17 protein-coding genes are annotated in these 16,436 nt (G+C 35.6%); 14 read left to right on the top strand and 3 right to left on the bottom strand.

The window, feature by feature from the left end:
- Positions 1-334 precede the first annotated feature (334 nt).
- Together rsmD and coaD are read left to right on the top strand one after the other, a co-directional pair.
- A complete protein-coding gene (gene rsmD, locus BLS02_RS11020; protein ID WP_092493055.1) occupies positions 335-889 on the top strand; it encodes a 16S rRNA (guanine(966)-N(2))-methyltransferase RsmD in 555 nt (184 codons plus the stop codon).
- Between the two features lie 16 nt (positions 890-905).
- The gene (gene coaD, locus BLS02_RS11015) at positions 906-1,385 is read left to right on the top strand and encodes a pantetheine-phosphate adenylyltransferase (protein WP_092493054.1); all 480 of its coding nucleotides are present in this window, start codon (positions 906-908) and stop codon (positions 1,383-1,385) included.
- A 40-nt stretch (positions 1,386-1,425) separates the two neighbouring features.
- Here coaD and ylbJ read toward each other — a convergent pair whose 3' ends face one another.
- On the bottom strand, positions 1,426-2,634 hold the full coding sequence (gene ylbJ, locus BLS02_RS11010) for a sporulation integral membrane protein YlbJ (RefSeq protein ID WP_175559487.1): 1,209 nt from the start codon (positions 2,632-2,634) through the stop codon (positions 1,426-1,428).
- 214 nt (positions 2,635-2,848) lie between these two features.
- Between ylbJ and BLS02_RS11005 the strand changes: the two genes are divergently transcribed.
- Positions 2,849-3,871 (top strand): SepM family pheromone-processing serine protease, encoded by a 1,023-nt coding sequence (locus BLS02_RS11005; protein ID WP_092493052.1) that lies wholly within the window; start codon positions 2,849-2,851, stop codon positions 3,869-3,871.
- Between the two features lie 61 nt (positions 3,872-3,932).
- Here the strand turns inward: BLS02_RS11005 and BLS02_RS11000 are convergent, their stop codons facing one another.
- Positions 3,933-5,144 carry a nucleotidyltransferase gene (locus BLS02_RS11000; protein ID WP_092493051.1) on the bottom strand — a complete coding sequence of 404 codons (1,212 nt, stop codon included), beginning with the start codon at positions 5,142-5,144 and terminating at the stop codon, positions 3,933-3,935.
- 297 nt (positions 5,145-5,441) lie between these two features.
- On the opposite strand from BLS02_RS11000, the gene BLS02_RS10995 reads away from it, so the two are divergent.
- The 4 genes from BLS02_RS10995 to BLS02_RS10980 all read left to right on the top strand — a co-directional run bounded on the left by BLS02_RS10995 (position 5,442) and on the right by BLS02_RS10980 (position 7,638).
- Positions 5,442-5,972, top strand: coding sequence for a YceD family protein (locus BLS02_RS10995; protein WP_092493050.1), 531 nt, complete (start codon positions 5,442-5,444; stop codon positions 5,970-5,972).
- A gap of 48 nt (positions 5,973-6,020) precedes the next feature.
- Positions 6,021-6,194, top strand: coding sequence for a 50S ribosomal protein L32 (gene rpmF, locus BLS02_RS10990; RefSeq protein ID WP_092493049.1), 174 nt, complete (start codon positions 6,021-6,023; stop codon positions 6,192-6,194).
- 115 nt (positions 6,195-6,309) lie between these two features.
- Positions 6,310-7,065, top strand: coding sequence for an enoyl-CoA hydratase/isomerase family protein (locus BLS02_RS10985; RefSeq protein ID WP_092493048.1), 756 nt, complete (start codon positions 6,310-6,312; stop codon positions 7,063-7,065).
- Between the two features lie 90 nt (positions 7,066-7,155).
- Complete coding sequence (locus BLS02_RS10980; RefSeq protein ID WP_092493047.1) at positions 7,156-7,638, top strand: RsfA family transcriptional regulator; 483 nt, start codon at positions 7,156-7,158, stop codon at positions 7,636-7,638.
- A gap of 355 nt (positions 7,639-7,993) precedes the next feature.
- On the opposite strand, the gene BLS02_RS10975 is transcribed toward BLS02_RS10980, so the two are convergent.
- Entirely contained in the window at positions 7,994-8,470 is a 477-nt protein-coding gene (locus BLS02_RS10975; protein WP_092493046.1) for an N-acetyltransferase, read from the bottom strand.
- A 526-nt stretch (positions 8,471-8,996) separates the two neighbouring features.
- Here BLS02_RS10975 and BLS02_RS10970 point away from each other — a divergent pair.
- The 7 genes from BLS02_RS10970 (at position 8,997) to BLS02_RS10940 (ending at position 16,433) form a co-directional block, all read left to right on the top strand.
- Positions 8,997-9,875: a 2-dehydropantoate 2-reductase gene (locus tag BLS02_RS10970; protein ID WP_092493045.1), complete on the top strand. Its 879-nt coding sequence runs from the start codon at positions 8,997-8,999 to the stop codon at positions 9,873-9,875.
- Positions 9,876-9,877: 2 nt separating this feature from the next.
- Positions 9,878-10,261 carry a DUF3397 domain-containing protein gene (locus tag BLS02_RS19420; RefSeq protein WP_092493044.1) on the top strand — a complete coding sequence of 128 codons (384 nt, stop codon included), beginning with the start codon at positions 9,878-9,880 and terminating at the stop codon, positions 10,259-10,261.
- Between the two features lie 209 nt (positions 10,262-10,470).
- Positions 10,471-12,096, top strand: a complete 1,626-nt coding sequence (gene bshC / locus BLS02_RS10960) for a bacillithiol biosynthesis cysteine-adding enzyme BshC (RefSeq protein WP_092493043.1) — start codon at positions 10,471-10,473, stop codon at positions 12,094-12,096.
- Between the two features lie 267 nt (positions 12,097-12,363).
- Entirely contained in the window at positions 12,364-12,795 is a 432-nt protein-coding gene (gene mraZ / locus BLS02_RS10955; RefSeq protein WP_092493246.1) for a division/cell wall cluster transcriptional repressor MraZ, read from the top strand.
- Positions 12,796-12,854: 59 nt separating this feature from the next.
- Positions 12,855-13,835 (top strand): 16S rRNA (cytosine(1402)-N(4))-methyltransferase RsmH, encoded by a 981-nt coding sequence (gene rsmH, locus BLS02_RS10950; protein WP_092493042.1) that lies wholly within the window; start codon positions 12,855-12,857, stop codon positions 13,833-13,835.
- A complete protein-coding gene (gene ftsL / locus BLS02_RS10945; protein ID WP_092493041.1) occupies positions 13,832-14,206 on the top strand; it encodes a cell division protein FtsL in 375 nt (124 codons plus the stop codon). Before rsmH ends, ftsL begins: the two co-directional genes overlap by 4 nt.
- A gap of 16 nt (positions 14,207-14,222) precedes the next feature.
- The gene (locus tag BLS02_RS10940; protein ID WP_092493040.1) at positions 14,223-16,433 is read left to right on the top strand and encodes a penicillin-binding protein; all 2,211 of its coding nucleotides are present in this window, start codon (positions 14,223-14,225) and stop codon (positions 16,431-16,433) included.
- Positions 16,434-16,436 lie beyond the last annotated feature (3 nt).

Here is a 16,436-nt window from a genome sequence, read left to right as displayed (position 1 = left end):
TATAGATAAGCTTTGGTTGTACTTATGAAGTAAAAAGTATTTTGTACTTTCTTAACTACAAAAAGAAAACCTGCAGATATTTTCTGCAGGTCCCTTTGTTTTCTTGTTAGAAAACAAAAAGGCAAAGGGAGAGGAGAAACCGGAGGAAGAACTTATGGGGAAGTGTAAGTCTTCTCCGTGTTTTGAAACAGCCAAGCAATCTTAGCTGTCTCACTATGCTATTATGTACATGGTAATAAATTATATACACTCTCTTTTATTTTTTATAGTTAATTAGATTATAAACTTGCTCTTTTGTTTTGTTAGGATTAATATGATTTATTGAGGTGGTTACATGCGAGTAGTAGCAGGTGTACATAAAGGTAGGCAATTGAAAGCGGTGCCAGGTAATACTACCAGACCTACTACAGATAAAGTAAAAGAGGCCATATTTCAAATCTTAGGGCCATTGTTTGAACATGGTATGGTTCTTGATCTGTATGCTGGGAGTGGATCATTAGGAATTGAAGCTTTGAGCAGAGGTATGGAAAAAGGGATATTTGTTGATAAAAATCCTAAAGCAATACATACTATTTATGAAAATGTTAGGACATTAAAATTAGATGATAAGGTTGAAGTGTATAGAATAGAAGCACTTCGTGCCATGAATGCTGCTTCAAAAAGAGACCTGCAATTTGACTTGATTTTACTAGATCCGCCATATAGGAAAGTAAACTATGGGAAATTGTTGGATGAAATTGATAAACTTCAACTATTGAATAAAAATGGCATGATATATTGTGAACATGATATAGTAGACAAATTACCAAGTGACAGTGATCGTTTTTCCGTCGTAAAACAAGATAATTACGGTGGTACAATAGGCGTTACAATTTATAAACAGGAATAGAAGGGAGAGCTTTTCATTGAGCAGATTAGCAATATGTCCAGGCAGCTTTGATCCAGTAACATATGGGCATTTGGATATTATAGAACGAGGTGCAAGTGTTTTTGATAACGTTATAGTTGTCGTCTTTAATAACCAGTCCAAAGCTCCTTTGTTTACAGTCGAGGAAAGAGTAGCTCTGTTAGAGGAATCCACAAAGCATTTACCTAATGTTACGGTTGATGAATCAAATGAATTATTAATTGATTATGCCATGCAGCAAAAGGCACAAGTAGTATTACGCGGACTGAGGGCTGTTAGTGATTTTGAATATGAAATGCAAATCACATCTATGAACAGAAAGCTTAATGAAAGAGTTGAAACATTATTTATGATGACAAATAATCAATATTCGTTTTTAAGTTCAAGTATTGTAAAAGAAGTGGCTAAATACAAAGCCAATGTTTCGGATCTCGTTCCTGAAGCAGTAGAAAAAGCATTAAAGAAAAAGTATAGCTAGTTTAAAAAGATGTTGATAAGTGAGATGATCAACATCTTTTTTATGTTTTTCTTAACCGATTGCTTAAAATAATGAATGCAATCAGTAAAAATGTAATGGTTATTATTGGCCCAAGCTCTTTTAGGTTATATAGTATTGCCAGCCATGAATCTTGTGGAATCCCATTTGAAACAGGAACCCCCTTAAAGTCGAAAGAGGTTCGATTCAAATATAATGGCTTATATAAAATAACTGTTAGAATGCTTGCAAACACTCCATGCAAAATACGGGCGAAAAAATATGGCGAAAAACGGATATCCGTGGGTGCTATAATGCTTGCAACTTGTGCTTGGATTGAAAATCCATTAAAGCCTAATATAAAACTTACTACAATAATTTTAGCCAATAAACTGCCGGTCTCTGTTTGCGATATTGCTCTTGCTCCTTGTGTTATTTCGAATAATCCTGAAAATAGTGGTAAGGATAAATCTGCTGGCAGCGTAAATAATTGTAAAATATATTCAAAAATGGTTGAGATTGCTGGTGAAAATCCTATGATAAACATCAGCTTTGTTAAAACGGAAAAAAAGATGATAAAGCCACCAACCATTACTAATGTTTGAATCGAAGTTAAAACTGCATCCCCGACTATTTGTCCAAATGGACGTGGGTCATTCATCCTGGCACGATGCATTTCCTTAAATGCATAAATGATAGAAATTTTTTGTTTTTTTGATTTCACCACATTCTTTTCTTTTTCTCTGCCGTAAAACCGCATGCATATACCGACTAGTGCGTTACCAATGTAATGGGCCGAAGCAAGTAATATACCCAGTTTAACATCGTAGAAAAAACCAACTGACACTGCTCCGAATATAAAGAGAGGACTTGAAGCGTTTGTGAATGAAACGAGTCGTTCAGCCTCGATTTGTGTAAGCTGACGTTCCTCTCGAAGTCGTGTCGATATTTTAGCGCCAGTGGGATAGCCACTAGCCATTCCCATTGCCCATGCAAAGCTTCCGACACCAGGAACATTAAATAACGGTCGCATTATAGGTTCAAATAATATTCCAATGAATCTTACAACGCCGAAGCCAATTAATAATTCAGCGGTTATAAAAAAGGGAAGTAATGAAGGAAACACAATTTCCCACCACATTTTTAAGCCTCTTATACTAGCTTCAAATGATTGGTCTGGATATTTAATTAGGCAAAATGCAATAAAAACAGTAATCCCTGATAGTAGTATTGTTTTGACTTTTTGTGTCAACATAAAGCCCCCTAGAGTATGAGCTAGCTCTGTACTTCTATTTTCGATAGTAGTAGAATGATTCTAGCTTGATATATTAAATTTATTAGCATGTTAAAGAATTAATTTGTACGAGCCTATATCAATATACGCACATACATCATGTTTTTATGCCATACACTTTTTATCACCTTAATTAAAATGATGTAATTGGAAAGATGGAAGGGGTTTTACGGTGAACTTTACAAAAAAGCACATAATTTATTTAATAGTTGTAATCGCAATAGCATTTTTCCTTTCAACATATCAACTCCCATATTATGTATATAAGCCTGGAGGTGCTGATGCACTTAACCCAATTGTCAATGTTGAAGGTGGATACGATAGTAAAGGTGACATGCATCTTGTTACGGTCCGAGGCGGGCAAGCGACCCCAGTTCAATATTTGTGGGCAAAAGTACTGCCCAATCATGAGATCTACCCCCTTAGCGAAGTTAGGCCAGAAGGTGTTTCAGAAAATGAGTATTTTCATGCACAGCTTCAGATGATGGAAAGTTCACAGGAGGCATCAACGGTAGTAGCTTATAAAGCGGCTGATGAGGATATTACAATTAATTATGAAGGAGTATATGTAGTTGCAGTTGTTAACGGTATGCCAGCGGATGGGAAGTTAGAATCGGGCGACCGTATCACTGAAATTGATGGGAATGAGATTAAGGAATCCAAGGATTTAATAAATTACGTGGAAAATAAACAAGCAGGAGATACGATTAATTTAGAAGTTGAACGTGGTGAAAAGCAATTGACAAAAGAAGTTCAACTTGAGAGATTTAAAGAGGCGGATAATAAAGTTGGCATTGGGATAAGACTTGTTACCGATCGAAGCGTGAAAGTTGATCCAAAAGTTAACTTTTCGAGTGGTAGTATCGGCGGGCCAAGTGCAGGATTAATGTTCTCTTTGGAGATTTATGATCAATTGACCGAAAATGATTTAACAAAAGGGAATCAAATTGCTGGAACCGGTGAAGTGGACTACAATGGGAACGTATTACGGATTGGTGGAATTGACAAAAAAGTAATTGCAGCTGATCAGGAAGACTGTGATATCTTCTTCGCTCCTAATGATAATGGAGCTGAAGGATCAAACTATGAAGTAGCGAAGAAGACTGCAGAAGAAATTGACACCGATATGAAAATTGTTCCAGTAGATACATTCGAGGATGCATTGAACTATTTACAAAACATAGAATCGGAATAATAAAAACCTGTCTTATGCTAATGGAGCATAAAACAGGTTTTTTTCTTTGACTTTTTTATCCTTACTTTAATATTGGTGGCTGCAGTTCCTGCTTGTGAAAGACTCGTTTCTTTTTAGCTGGAAGTATACTATAATAGGCCTTTGAGGCTTTTTCCTCCATAGAAAGCATTGGGTCAGTAGTTCGGCTTAGATTTGCAACCAGTGGTACGTCCATATTCTTTTTTTGTCTATTTAAATAGGTTTGTCCTGTTTCTGTCATTCCTAAAATGCGGACATATGGAACAGATGAAGAATTTTTTGCAACTTCCATATCTGTTTTTGGTGTATTTGTTAATATATGGGCAAATATTCGTTGCAATCGTGTCCAAGTATATCGTTTAGTTTTAATCTTCTCAATCCAATCGTCAAACGAAGTGACATCATTAGCAGTAGATTTAATACGATATTCCAGTCCTTCATCAACACCATGAATTTCAGAAAGTTCATGGTGTGACATTGTTAAAACACGGTAATGAACAAGATGAAAATAATGTTCCCAATTATGCCAGGTAGTTGCATCATGCTTATATAGTTGGAGCTGGCTTACGGTCTCTGCTGGCATGGTGTCTTTAATATCTGCTGAGATAACCTGGTCAGTAAATAATTTGTTTCGAATACTTGTAGCACTTGCAATTGCCCCTGTAATTTCTTTGTCATGATAGCCACTTTTCGTTCGTGTTATTGTTAAGGGGTCAATAGGTAGATTATTATCAAGTATCGTTTTAACGTAGCTAAAACCAAGTATATTGTTTGGCTGCGATAAATCCATCTCCGAAGTGGTTAAGCCTATCTTCTCATATGCTTTTCTGCTTGCCTCTGGAAAAGATAGACCTTGATTTAAACAGCTTTTAAGTGTTTCTTTGAATGTGAACTTATTCTCATTGTAGACTTTGTAGCTCTTAGTAAAACGGGATATGTCACCAGATTCACTGCCGAAACAGATACTGGACACACCAATCTCATTTAATGTATGTACAGAACCTTTGGAAAACAAATCACTGCTTTGAACAGCGTAAGGATAGGGTAACTCCAATACTATGTCAATTCCAGCTGATAATGCCGCATTTGTCCGGTGGAATTTATCAATAATTGCGGGTTCTCCACGTTGTAAAAATGATCCACTCATAACAGCAATTATGCAATCGGCTTTAGAGACTCTTTTTGCTTCCTGTATATGATATACATGCCCATTATGAAACGGGTTATATTCGACAATTAAACCACAAGCTTCCATACGTTCATCCCCTATATGTGAGTTGGTATTAATTGTATCAAAAAACTTATCCAGACGCATTGTTCATAAATATGATTATCAGAAATAGGAAAGGGAACACTATATATATATTTTTTTTTGAAGGAGGTTAAGAAAGTACTGCTACTTTCTAATCTGCATTAGTGCAATTAAGACTATAGCCATCAAAACTCAGTAATAAGCTAAGACTTCTAAACAAATTTTATTCTGTAAAGAAAACATGTTGACAAAAGTTCATTTTCATTTTAAAATAACTCTTGTTGCCTTGAGGTGATAATAATGAAATTTACATTAGGTCAAATTAAGAATAATGCCTATAATGAACCCTTTTCATTTGATGATTGGGTTAATGTTTCCGAGTTGGAAGCATTGAATAATGATATACGTGAAATTGATTCTGCTCATGTATATGGTACAGCATTCGATCAGGGGAACGAAATTGTTTTTTCATTTACAATAAGTGGAAAGATGATTTTACCATGTGCCCGTACATTAGTCGATGTTCCATATCCTTTTGAAATAAAGGCAACTGAGATTTTTTCTGAATCAACCTATTATGATGGTGAAGAATCAGAGGATGAAATTCATCCTATTGATGGGGAAGTACTTGACTTAACCCCCTATATCAAGGAAAATATCTTACTAGAGGTTCCTTATCGTGTGTTCTCGGATGATGAAGAAGCCAAAAGACATACTCCTGTTAAAGGAAATGATTGGGAATTTATTTCAGAGGAAAAAACCGAAAAGAAGATTGATCCACGTTTGAAAAAACTGGAGTCATTACTTGAAGATAACGAGAAAGAGGAATAAGAATATTAATTCTGATTTTTGCTTTCGTATTTGAAGGAGGTGTAAGTCATGGCAGTACCAAAAAGAAAAACGTCTAAAAAGGTTAAAAATCAACGTCGTACTCATAAAAAGCTACACGTAACTGGCATGGTAGAATGTTCAAATTGTGGTGAATTAACCAAGTCACATCATGTATGTAAATCATGTGGACATTATGATGGAAAAGAAGTAGTTAACAATTAAATCGTACTAATAGCCTATAATTAACAGATCACTGCTTAGTGATCTGTTTTTATATGTAAAACTACAAATTATGCTATGATGAGCAGGAATAAGTGATAAAAGAAGGGATTTCATAATGGAAACAATTCAATATAATAAACATGAAGATGGTTACGGTGTAATACAGTTAAATCGTCCTGAAAAACTGAATGCTATATCAAATGAAATGGCTAGTGAACTTAAGAATGTACTGGAATCTGCGAAGCAAACTTCGATTAAATTCTTAGTAATCACAGGTGCAGGAAGTAAGATGTTTTGTGCGGGTGGTGATTTACATAATCTTCACGGAGAACTAAGTACTGATGAAGCTTTTTCAATGTTGTATCCAATGAAAGAAGTTCTTTATGAAATTGTCTCTTTCCCAGTTCCTACTATATGTTTGCTAAATGGAGATGCGTTAGGTGGAGGATGTGAAATCGCAACTGCTTGTGACTTCAGAATTGCAAAGGAAAACACTAAATTTGGATTTGTACAAACTAAATTAGGAATAACCCCTGGCTGGGGTGGCGGAGCACTTTTATATGAGAAAGTTCATCCAAGCTTTGCATATCAGTGGCTGATGGAAGGAGAAGTATATAATGCATCTTATTTACAAAAACAAGGTTGGCTACATAAAATTGCTTCAGAAGAATTATGGAATAATCATCAAAAACTATTAAATCCTTATTTATCGAAGTCGTTAAATCAAATGAATATATTAAAAATGCAATATAGGAAGAAGCTATCTATATTAGGCTTTTCTGCATTAATGGATGACGAGGTTAGAAATTGCGCTAAGTTATGGGAATCACAGGAACATAAGGAAGCTGTTCAACAATTCATATCACGATAATAATACAAACTATTCACAAAAATAGTAAAACTTATTCTATCACTCCTACTTTTTGCATACATTGATAGCAAATGTGTAAGGAGGGATGTTATGAATGCAACACGTCAGGATGCATGGACGCAAGATGAAGATATAATATTAGCAGAAACTGTTCTTCGCTATATTAGAGAAGGTAAAACCCAGCTTGAAGCGTTTAAAGAAGTTGCGAAACAACTATCACGAACATCAGCGGCATGCGGCTTTCGCTGGAATGCTTCAATTCGGAAGCAATACCAGGACGCTATTGATTTTGCTAAGGAAGAACGTAAACAAGGCGGACGACAGAAATCATGGAATTATACAGAAACAAGACCCATGCAAGAGGATGATCCAATTAATACTGCGATTTTACTGTTGGAGAAAATGAGGACTAATTTTACTAGTGAAAGTCAATTGTCTCAACAAGAAGAGAAAGAGGCAGTAAATAATTTAAAGAAAGAAAATGAGATACTTAAAGAACAATTAAAGCGTTATGAAGAAGCGTGGAGAGAAATGGGGAACTTGTGGAATTGGGTGAAGGAAAATAAAATGTAACAACAAGAGTGCAAGTAAACACAGTGTATAAACTAGCCATGGCTAATTCTGAAGAGAAGTTATTCATTATAATATGCCAATATATAATTTTCTGGAGCGCAAAAAGACATGAATGATTAATAATTATCATTCATGTCTTTATTTTTGTCTAGGAAACTTCGTGTATCCTTTTCGCTTTCCAAGCATAAGATTCATCTTGACTTTCGCCATCATTGGCGATAAGTCAAGTTCATCTAATCTCGGGGAAAAGGAAGATCGACTAAAACCGCCGCTTTGCGCGGCAACGTCGACCTACCCGCAGCGCTGAGCACAGTCCATACGGCGCTGAACAGGCGCTTGCGTTTTTGTTCTTATTTTAGTTTTCTTTTTCTTTTACGCCCTCAGGCATCCAAATCAGCGGATTCTCGCCAAGGTCACGTTCCATGTCATATCTTGCTTTTTGAAAGCCCATCTTTTCCCAGAAACCATGCGAATTAATTCGTGGGTTTGTTTTTATAGGTAACTGATAGCTTTTAGCAAAATCGACTAAGGCTTTACCGTATTCCTGTCCTCTATAGTCTGGTAATACCTCGAGTTTCCAAAGCTCCAAGTAATCCTGCGGCGGTTCAAAATATGCATCATATTTAGAGGTGACCTTGTATAGGCTCATTCTTGCGATTAAGTTATTGCCAAGATAAATCCCATAAAATGGTGACTCGCTGTCATTTTCGACAATATTATTTTGTAAATCTTCCAGCATAGATAGTTCCTGGTTGCCATACTCCTTGAATCGCTTAAATTTTTCTAGTGTCTTATAATTAATTAAAAGCTTCTCAACTTTAATTTGGTTCATGACATCTTCCCCCTTAAAATCAGAAGTATTTGGTTTTCCATTTAATTTTATTATAATATAAAAAAATTCAGATTGAAATGACAGATACTTATAATCTTAGTTTTATTATACTGTAAATTAAGAGGAAATTATACTTCAAGTACATAATGGTATATATTCTGCTACAATTAATTAAAGATGTTGTCCAAAAAGCCCGATAAAAATGACGCATTGAATTTCTTCGTTAGCTTAGCAGTTAGGAAATGATAATACTGCAAAAGCGAAACCAAGGATTTCGCCATTAAGCATTGGCAATAAGCCGAGTTTCTAACTTTTAAGTTGGATGGAAAAGATAATCACGATGCAGGTTCGGTAAAGTTTTTTACTAGTGTTCATGTTTTCGGAAGGGAAGCTACTCTGAAATACATCGCATGAATAAAATTGTCCTATATTTTTGAGAACATTGCGACCTTAGCCGACTCGGTCATTTTCATCCTCCTTTTTGAACACACACTTAAAGGAAAATTATAGAAGGGCGAATACGAATATGAATATTGGAATAATAGGCGGGGGATCAACTGGACTGTTGCTTGGAAGTCATTTAGCAGTTAAGCATAATGTGACTATTTATGTTAGGCGAGAGCAGCAAAAGAAAACGTTGAATGAAAATGGGATTTTTTCGCCAGAATCAAATAAATCAATAATAGTAAAGTCACTTCTAATCAGTGAGATGCATAGAGAAGATTATTTATTCGTCTGTGTGAAACAGCATCATGTTTCACAAGTTATTCCATTTATTAACCAGACAAATATAGAATCCACCGTTATCTTTTTGCAAAATGGCATGGGACATATTAATTTGCTGCAAAAATTGACTCAGACGGTTCTAGTCGGAGTGGTCGAACACGGAGCTCTGCGAAAGAACGACCATATCGTTTCACATACTGGAAAAGGTGTTATTAAGCTTGCGGTATTTTCGGGTGACCGAGATGATCTTGATCCCATTGTAAACAATTTACACCAACACCAGTTTCCGTTTAGAGGCTCATCAGACTGGGAGAGTTTACTGCAGGGAAAATTGATTATTAATGCTGTAATAAATCCTTTAACATCGTTATTCAATTTGAAAAACGGTGATATTTTTAAGAACGTATATATTCATAATATAGCTTGTGAGTTATGTCGTGAAGCATCACTAGTATTGGGGTTAGACTTTAATCAACAATTGGAACGGGTTCAGGAAGTTGCAGATAAAACAGGAAATAATATTTCATCGATGCTAAAAGATTTACAAGAAAACAGAAAAACGGAGATTGAAGCAATATGTGGTTACTTAATAAACCAAAGCAATCACCCTATTCCGTATACGACATTTATATATACTAGTATAAAGGCTATGGAAAAGCAGAAGGAGATTAAGGAATAGGCATGTTGAATTTTATCATTTATTTTATAGGATTTATCATAACAGTTCCTGTGATAGCTACATGGATTGTTTATTTAATCTCCTTGAAAATATACAACCATAAATGGAAAGCATTTCATAATGCTGTCAACTGGACAGCTATACTATACATAATTGCCGTTAATACTTTAGTAAGTGAAGTCTTTGGTATATCATTTTTTGGTATCGTTTTGGTTATATTAATTAGTATCTATACGATTATCATAATTGTTCATTGGAAAATTTATACCGAGGTTTTATTCAGTAAAGCGTTTAAGTTATTTTGGCGAATTTGTTTTCTATTGTTTTCAATATTCTATATTTGTTTGGTTTTTGTTGGTATTTATTTGCGTATTTTTTCTTATTAAGGATCTTATAGTAATAGTTGTCAGTCCTGGATATTTTCACTGATGAGCATTCATTTTCCAAGCAACACTTTTTCATTAAAAAACAACAAACTTTTAGAAAATATCCTAATTAAATGGATGGGTTAAAACAGATTAAATGAAATTAGCGACAGTTTTATGTACAATACATATTGGATATATTTCATTACGTTAAAAGGAGCATGTGATCTATGCGGATCGATCCAATAAAACTACAGAACCAAAATGCACTAATAGATGATTATCGCAATAATAGAGAAAGTATCACGAAACATTTTGACTACAACCCTTATTCGGATGCTGCCTATCAAAGTAGATTGCAAGCGTTGCGAAACAGAAATTTTGATCGTAAGCAGCTTACCGAAACACTTTTCGAAATTAACCAGCAATGGAATGCTCCTGAATCTACATACTTAAATATTAAACGTCTGAAAAATGATGATAGTGTTGTGGTTATTGGAGGACAGCAAGCGGGATTATTGACGGGGCCCATGTATACGATAAATAAGATTATTTCGGTTATACAGTTTGCTAAACAACAAGAATCTAAGCTTCAAAAACCGGTTATTCCTGTTTTTTGGATTGCAGGTGAAGACCATGATTTTGATGAAATCAATCATATTTTTTTACCGGAAACAGCCTCCATGAAAAAATACAAATTGCTGCAGAGGGTATTGGATAAGCAATCCGTGTCTGATATTCCAATTGATGAAACCTATGCAAACCAATGGGTGAATCGATTATTTGAACAAATGGATGAAACTCAGTATACGAAAAAGCTCTATCAAACGATCAAAGACTGTTTAGAGAACTCATGTACATATGTGGACTTTTTTGCACGTGTCATTTATCAATTATTTGATGAAGAAGGTATTGTGCTAGTTGACTCTGGTAATCCAAAAATGCGCAGGCTTGAACGAGATCATTTTCTAACATTGATTAAAAATCAGACTGAAATCAGTACAGGTGTGCACGAGGCATTGCAGCAAATTAAACAAAAACGCTATTCTGTGTCTTTGGATGTTGAACCTACTGATGCACACCTTTTTTATCATAAAAATAATGAGCGAATTTTACTTGTACGAAATGAGAATGGGGATTGGGAAGGAAAGCAAAATGAAGTATTGCTGACTAACCAGGAAATGATTAATGTTGCTAGAAATAATCCGGAATCATTGAGTAATAATGTAGTTACAAGACCAATCATGCAGGAGTTATTGTTTCCAACATTGGCATTTATTGGAGGTCCAGGTGAAGTAGGCTATTGGTCAATATTAAAACCAGCATTTAAGGCTGTGGGTATTAAAATGCCGCCAGTAATACCACGATTATCGTTTACATTCATCGATCGTAATGTGGAAAAAGTAATAAGTAAATATGCAATAGATGAACAAGATGCTGTTAATCATGGAGTAGAAGAGATAAAGGGAAACTGGCTGGCATCACAGAGTGATCCACCAGTAAAACAGGTCGCTTCCGAAATTAAACAAGCAGTTGACAAAGCTCATAGCCCTTTACGAAAAATTGCTAAAGATACACGCTCAGACCTTGGTGAGTTAGCTGATAAAAATCTGTATTATTTGCAATGTGATATTGAATATCTTGAAGATCGGATTATTAAAGCAGTAGAGGAGAAATATAAAAAAGAATTAATTGAATTCGATCAAATTCAAATAGCTTTGCGACCAAATCAGGGACTTCAGGAACGGACATGGAACCCGCTGCCGTTAATTAATGATTACGGCCCATATTTTATAAAACAGCTAGCAAAGGAATCTTGTTCCTTTGAACAGGAACATCACTTAATTTATATATAATTAAATTTCACCCACTATCCCCCACCTATTATAAAATGGTGGGGGATAGTTGTGTTTAACACAGGATTAATTACTCTAAAACGTTGAGACATACTGATGTATCAACGTTTTTTGTTTGTCTTTTTTCTCCGGAGGTTTAGCAATGATCAGCGGTACTATGTGGAACAAAAGACCTAATTTGATAATATGGGTAAAAAAGTTAAAAATAGAGTGGTGAATAGTGGAGGAATGTGGTAACATATGAAATATGAAAGTGGGGATAGCTTTATGTTCATGGGCGAATTTCAACACAACATTGATACAAAAGGTCGAATAATTGTTCCTGCTAAGTTCCGTGAAGGGCTTGGCGACAACTTTGTTGTTACCCGTGGACTCGATAAATGTCTGTTTGCCTATCCGATGGACGAATGGAAGTTACTTGAAGAAAAGCTAAAGAAACTCCCCCTAACTAAAAAAGATGCACGAGCTTTTACAAGGTTCTTTTTCTCTGGAGCAGTTGAATGCGAAGTTGATAAACAGGGAAGAATAAATATTCCTCAGCCACTACGAAATTATGCTGTGTTGGATAAAGAGTGCGTTGTAATTGGTGTATCTAATCGAATTGAGTTCTGGGCAAATGAGAACTGGGAAGATTATTTCAATGACTCAGAAGAATCATTTAGTGAAATTGCTGAAAATCTTATGGATTTTGATATTTAGCAGTTATAAAGAAGTAATATATTAGCATTGAGGCAAGATTTCTAAAAGTAGGTGTGACAATGTTTGATCATTATAGTGTTTTGAAAGATGAGACCTTGGAAGGTATAGCTATAAAGCCTGATGGTACATATATTGATTGTACAGTTGGTGGCGGTGGGCATTCAGAACAAATCGCTTCCCATCTAGGGGAGGATGGTTTATTGGTTGCCTTTGACCAGGATATGGATGCGCTCAGCGCAGCTAAATCAAGACTGCATCAATATCATGATCGAATAACATTTATTCATTCCAACTTTAGAAACTTAGAAGAAGAATTATCCAAACATAATATTGATAATATTGATGGAGTCCTTTTTGATCTTGGTGTTTCGTCCCCACAATTAGATCGTGGTGATAGAGGTTTTAGTTATCAGCAGGATGCACAACTTGATATGCGAATGAACCAGAACCAGGATCTTGACGCACATGAAATTGTAAATTCGTGGTCTTACAACGAACTGGTAAAGATCTTTTTCAAATATGGTGAAGAGAAATTTTCCAAACAAATTGCGAGGAAAATTGAAGCGTTCAGAAAAGAACAATCAATTGAAACAACACATCAGCTGGTAGAAATAATTAAAGATGGTATTCCCGCACCTGCACGAAGAAAGGGAGGGCATCCTGCGAAACGTATTTTTCAAGCATTGCGAATAGCGGTGAACGATGAGTTAGAAGCGTTTAATGATGCATTACACCAAGCTGCAAGAGTTGTTAAAATTAATGGAAGAGTGGTTGTTATTACATTTCACTCACTCGAAGATAGACTCTGTAAACAAGCGTTCAAGAAATGGAGTACAGCGAAGGAAGTGCCAAGGAATCTTCCAATAATACCTGAAGGTCACCAGGCACCATTTAAGCTAATTAATAGAAAGCCGATTTTACCAAGTACTGGTGAATTGGATTTAAATCGCAGGTCAAAATCTGCAAAGTTACGGATTGCTGAGAAAGTTAATGAGTGGAATGAAGATTTTACATATGAAGAAGGGTGGAAAAAATCATGAGTGCAAGCCATGCTCGCAGTTGGGAACAATCTTATACATCACATGCACCTAAAGAGGACAAACAAATTGCAGTTAAGGTACATAAGAAAGGCTGGATAACAAAAGGCGAAAAAATGTTGTATTCAGTAATTGGATTTTGTTTGATTATAGCATGTATTTATATTGTTTCTTTTTCTTCTTCAACGGATACTTTAAACAGAGAATTACAATCATTAGAGCAAACCGTACAAAAACAACAAATTGAAAACGAAGGATTAGTATATGAGAAAAAACAATTAAGCAGACCAGAACGCATTACAAGAATTGCTAAGGAAAATGGATTGAAAATCCAAGATGCAGAAGTGAAGCAAGCAACTGCGTTTAACAACTAAGCAAGGTGGATATGTTATGAAAAAAAATAAAACAACCCATTTCATGTCTAGCATTCTGATTCTTATTTTTGTCGGTATATTTTTAATTATAGCCGGTAGGTTTTTATATATTCAGGCTACCGCTGAAATTAACAACGTTTCACTGGATGAATGGGCCAAGGAGAAACGAACTGCATCATACACCCTGGATGCAGAGCGGGGTAAAATCTTTGATAAAAATGGGATGACGCTAGCTTATGATCGGCCTACATTCCGTATTCAAGCAATTGTTGATGAATCATATACTCAGGATCAAGAGGAGCCACTGCATGTTAAAAATCCGGAAGAAACTGCGGAGATGCTGGCTCCTTTATTAGATACTGAGCAAGGGTATCTACTAGAACGACTGGAAAAAGGTATTAAAAAAGATCAATTTCAGGTAGAGTTCGGGAATGTTGGTAAAGAATTATCCCAGCAAACAAAAGAAAAAATCGAGAATCTGAATCTGTCAGGTATTACTTTTCAAAAAGAGGCGGTAAGATTTTATCCTAATGGTATGTTTGCATCTAACATTATTGGATTTGCTCGTAAAAAGGATGGAAAGATCAATGGAGTAACCGGCATTGAAAATGAGATGGATGATTTGCTGAGTGGAGAGGCCGGACATATTTCTTACCAACGTGATAATTTTAATAAGAAATTACTAGATCCAAATGAAGTTATTAAGCAGCCTGAGGATGGAGAGGATGTTTATCTAACTATTGATCAAAAAGTTCAAACAATACTTGAAGACGTTATGACCCAAGTCGATAAAGAATATAAACCAGAGCGTATAACCGCTGTTGTCATGAATCCTAAGACAGGTGAAGTATTGGCTATGGGTAATCGCCCAAGCTATAATCCTAATAATCCAAATGTGAAGAATTGGTATAATGATGTGATTTCCACACCGTTTGAACCAGGATCGACAATGAAGATATTCACATGGGCTTCTGCTATTCAAGAAGGTGTCTACAATGGTGATAAGTGGTTAGAATCCAGCAGCTATCAGATTAGTGATAATATAGCTCCTATTCACGATTGGAGCAATAACTGGGGTTCAATAACATTTGATGAAGGATTTGCACGCTCATCGAATGTTGCTGCTGCAAAGTTAGTCTGGGAAGAAATTGGCACAGAAAAATACTTGGATTACCTTAATGCTTTTGATTTCGATCAGAAGACGGGTATTGATTTGCCACATGAGGCTGCAGGAAACCTTGTGTATAATTATCCACGTGATAAAATGGCTACAGGTTTTGGTCAAGCTAGTACTGTAACACCGATTCAGCAAATGAAGGCTGCGACAGCAATTGCTAATGATGGCAAGATGCTCAAGCCTTATGTTATTTCAAAAATAGTAAATTCAACTACAGGAAAAACAATGGAGAAAAAGTCACCAGAAGTAGTTGGAAACCCTATTTCGGAGAAAACATCGGAGCAAGTGCTAGATTTGATGGAATCTGTAGTTTCATCAGAACCTGGAACAGGGAGACCCTATAAACTGGAGGATTATTCAGTAGCAGGTAAAACAGGAACAGCCCAGTTATATGAATCTGAAGCAGGCGGTTACTTAACCGGGCATGGTAACTATATTTTCTCATTTTTAGGTATGGCACCCAAAGATGATCCACAGCTAATGATGTATGTATCGGTTGAAAAACCAGAATTAGAGGGTAATACTCCTGGTTCAACACCTGTTTCATTTATATTTAAGAATGTCATGCAAAACAGTTTACATTACATGAATATTAATCCAGACAAAGACCAATCCAAACCAGTTCAATCCGTCAAGGTTCCGGAATTAGAAGGTATGAGTAAAGCGACTGTGAAAAAATCCTTAGAAGCTAAAGGTATAAATATAACTGTAATTGGTTCAGGGGATACGATAACAAAAGCGAGTGCTGCAAAAGGTGACGAGCTGCTTCCTAATGATCGTATTATGCTGATTACGGATAACCCAACAATGCCTAGTATAATTGGATGGTCGACAAGAGATGTATTACAATTTGCGAATTTACTTCAACTAGATATAGAAATCCTTGGAAACGGATATGTCAATAGTCAAAGTATTAAAAAAGGTACTACTCTTAAAAAGAATGACTATTTAGGAGTCGAATTAAAGCCGCCTAAGTCTAAAAACAATAATAGTGAATCTAATGAAGAACAAACCGAAGAACAGACAGATGATTCAAGTGACCAGCAATAAATA

The sequence above is a fragment of the Virgibacillus salinus genome, assembly GCF_900102415.1.
GTDB lineage: Bacteria > Bacillota > Bacilli > Bacillales > Amphibacillaceae > Lentibacillus > Lentibacillus subterraneus.
This window is presented reverse-complemented; position numbering and strand designations above follow the sequence as displayed.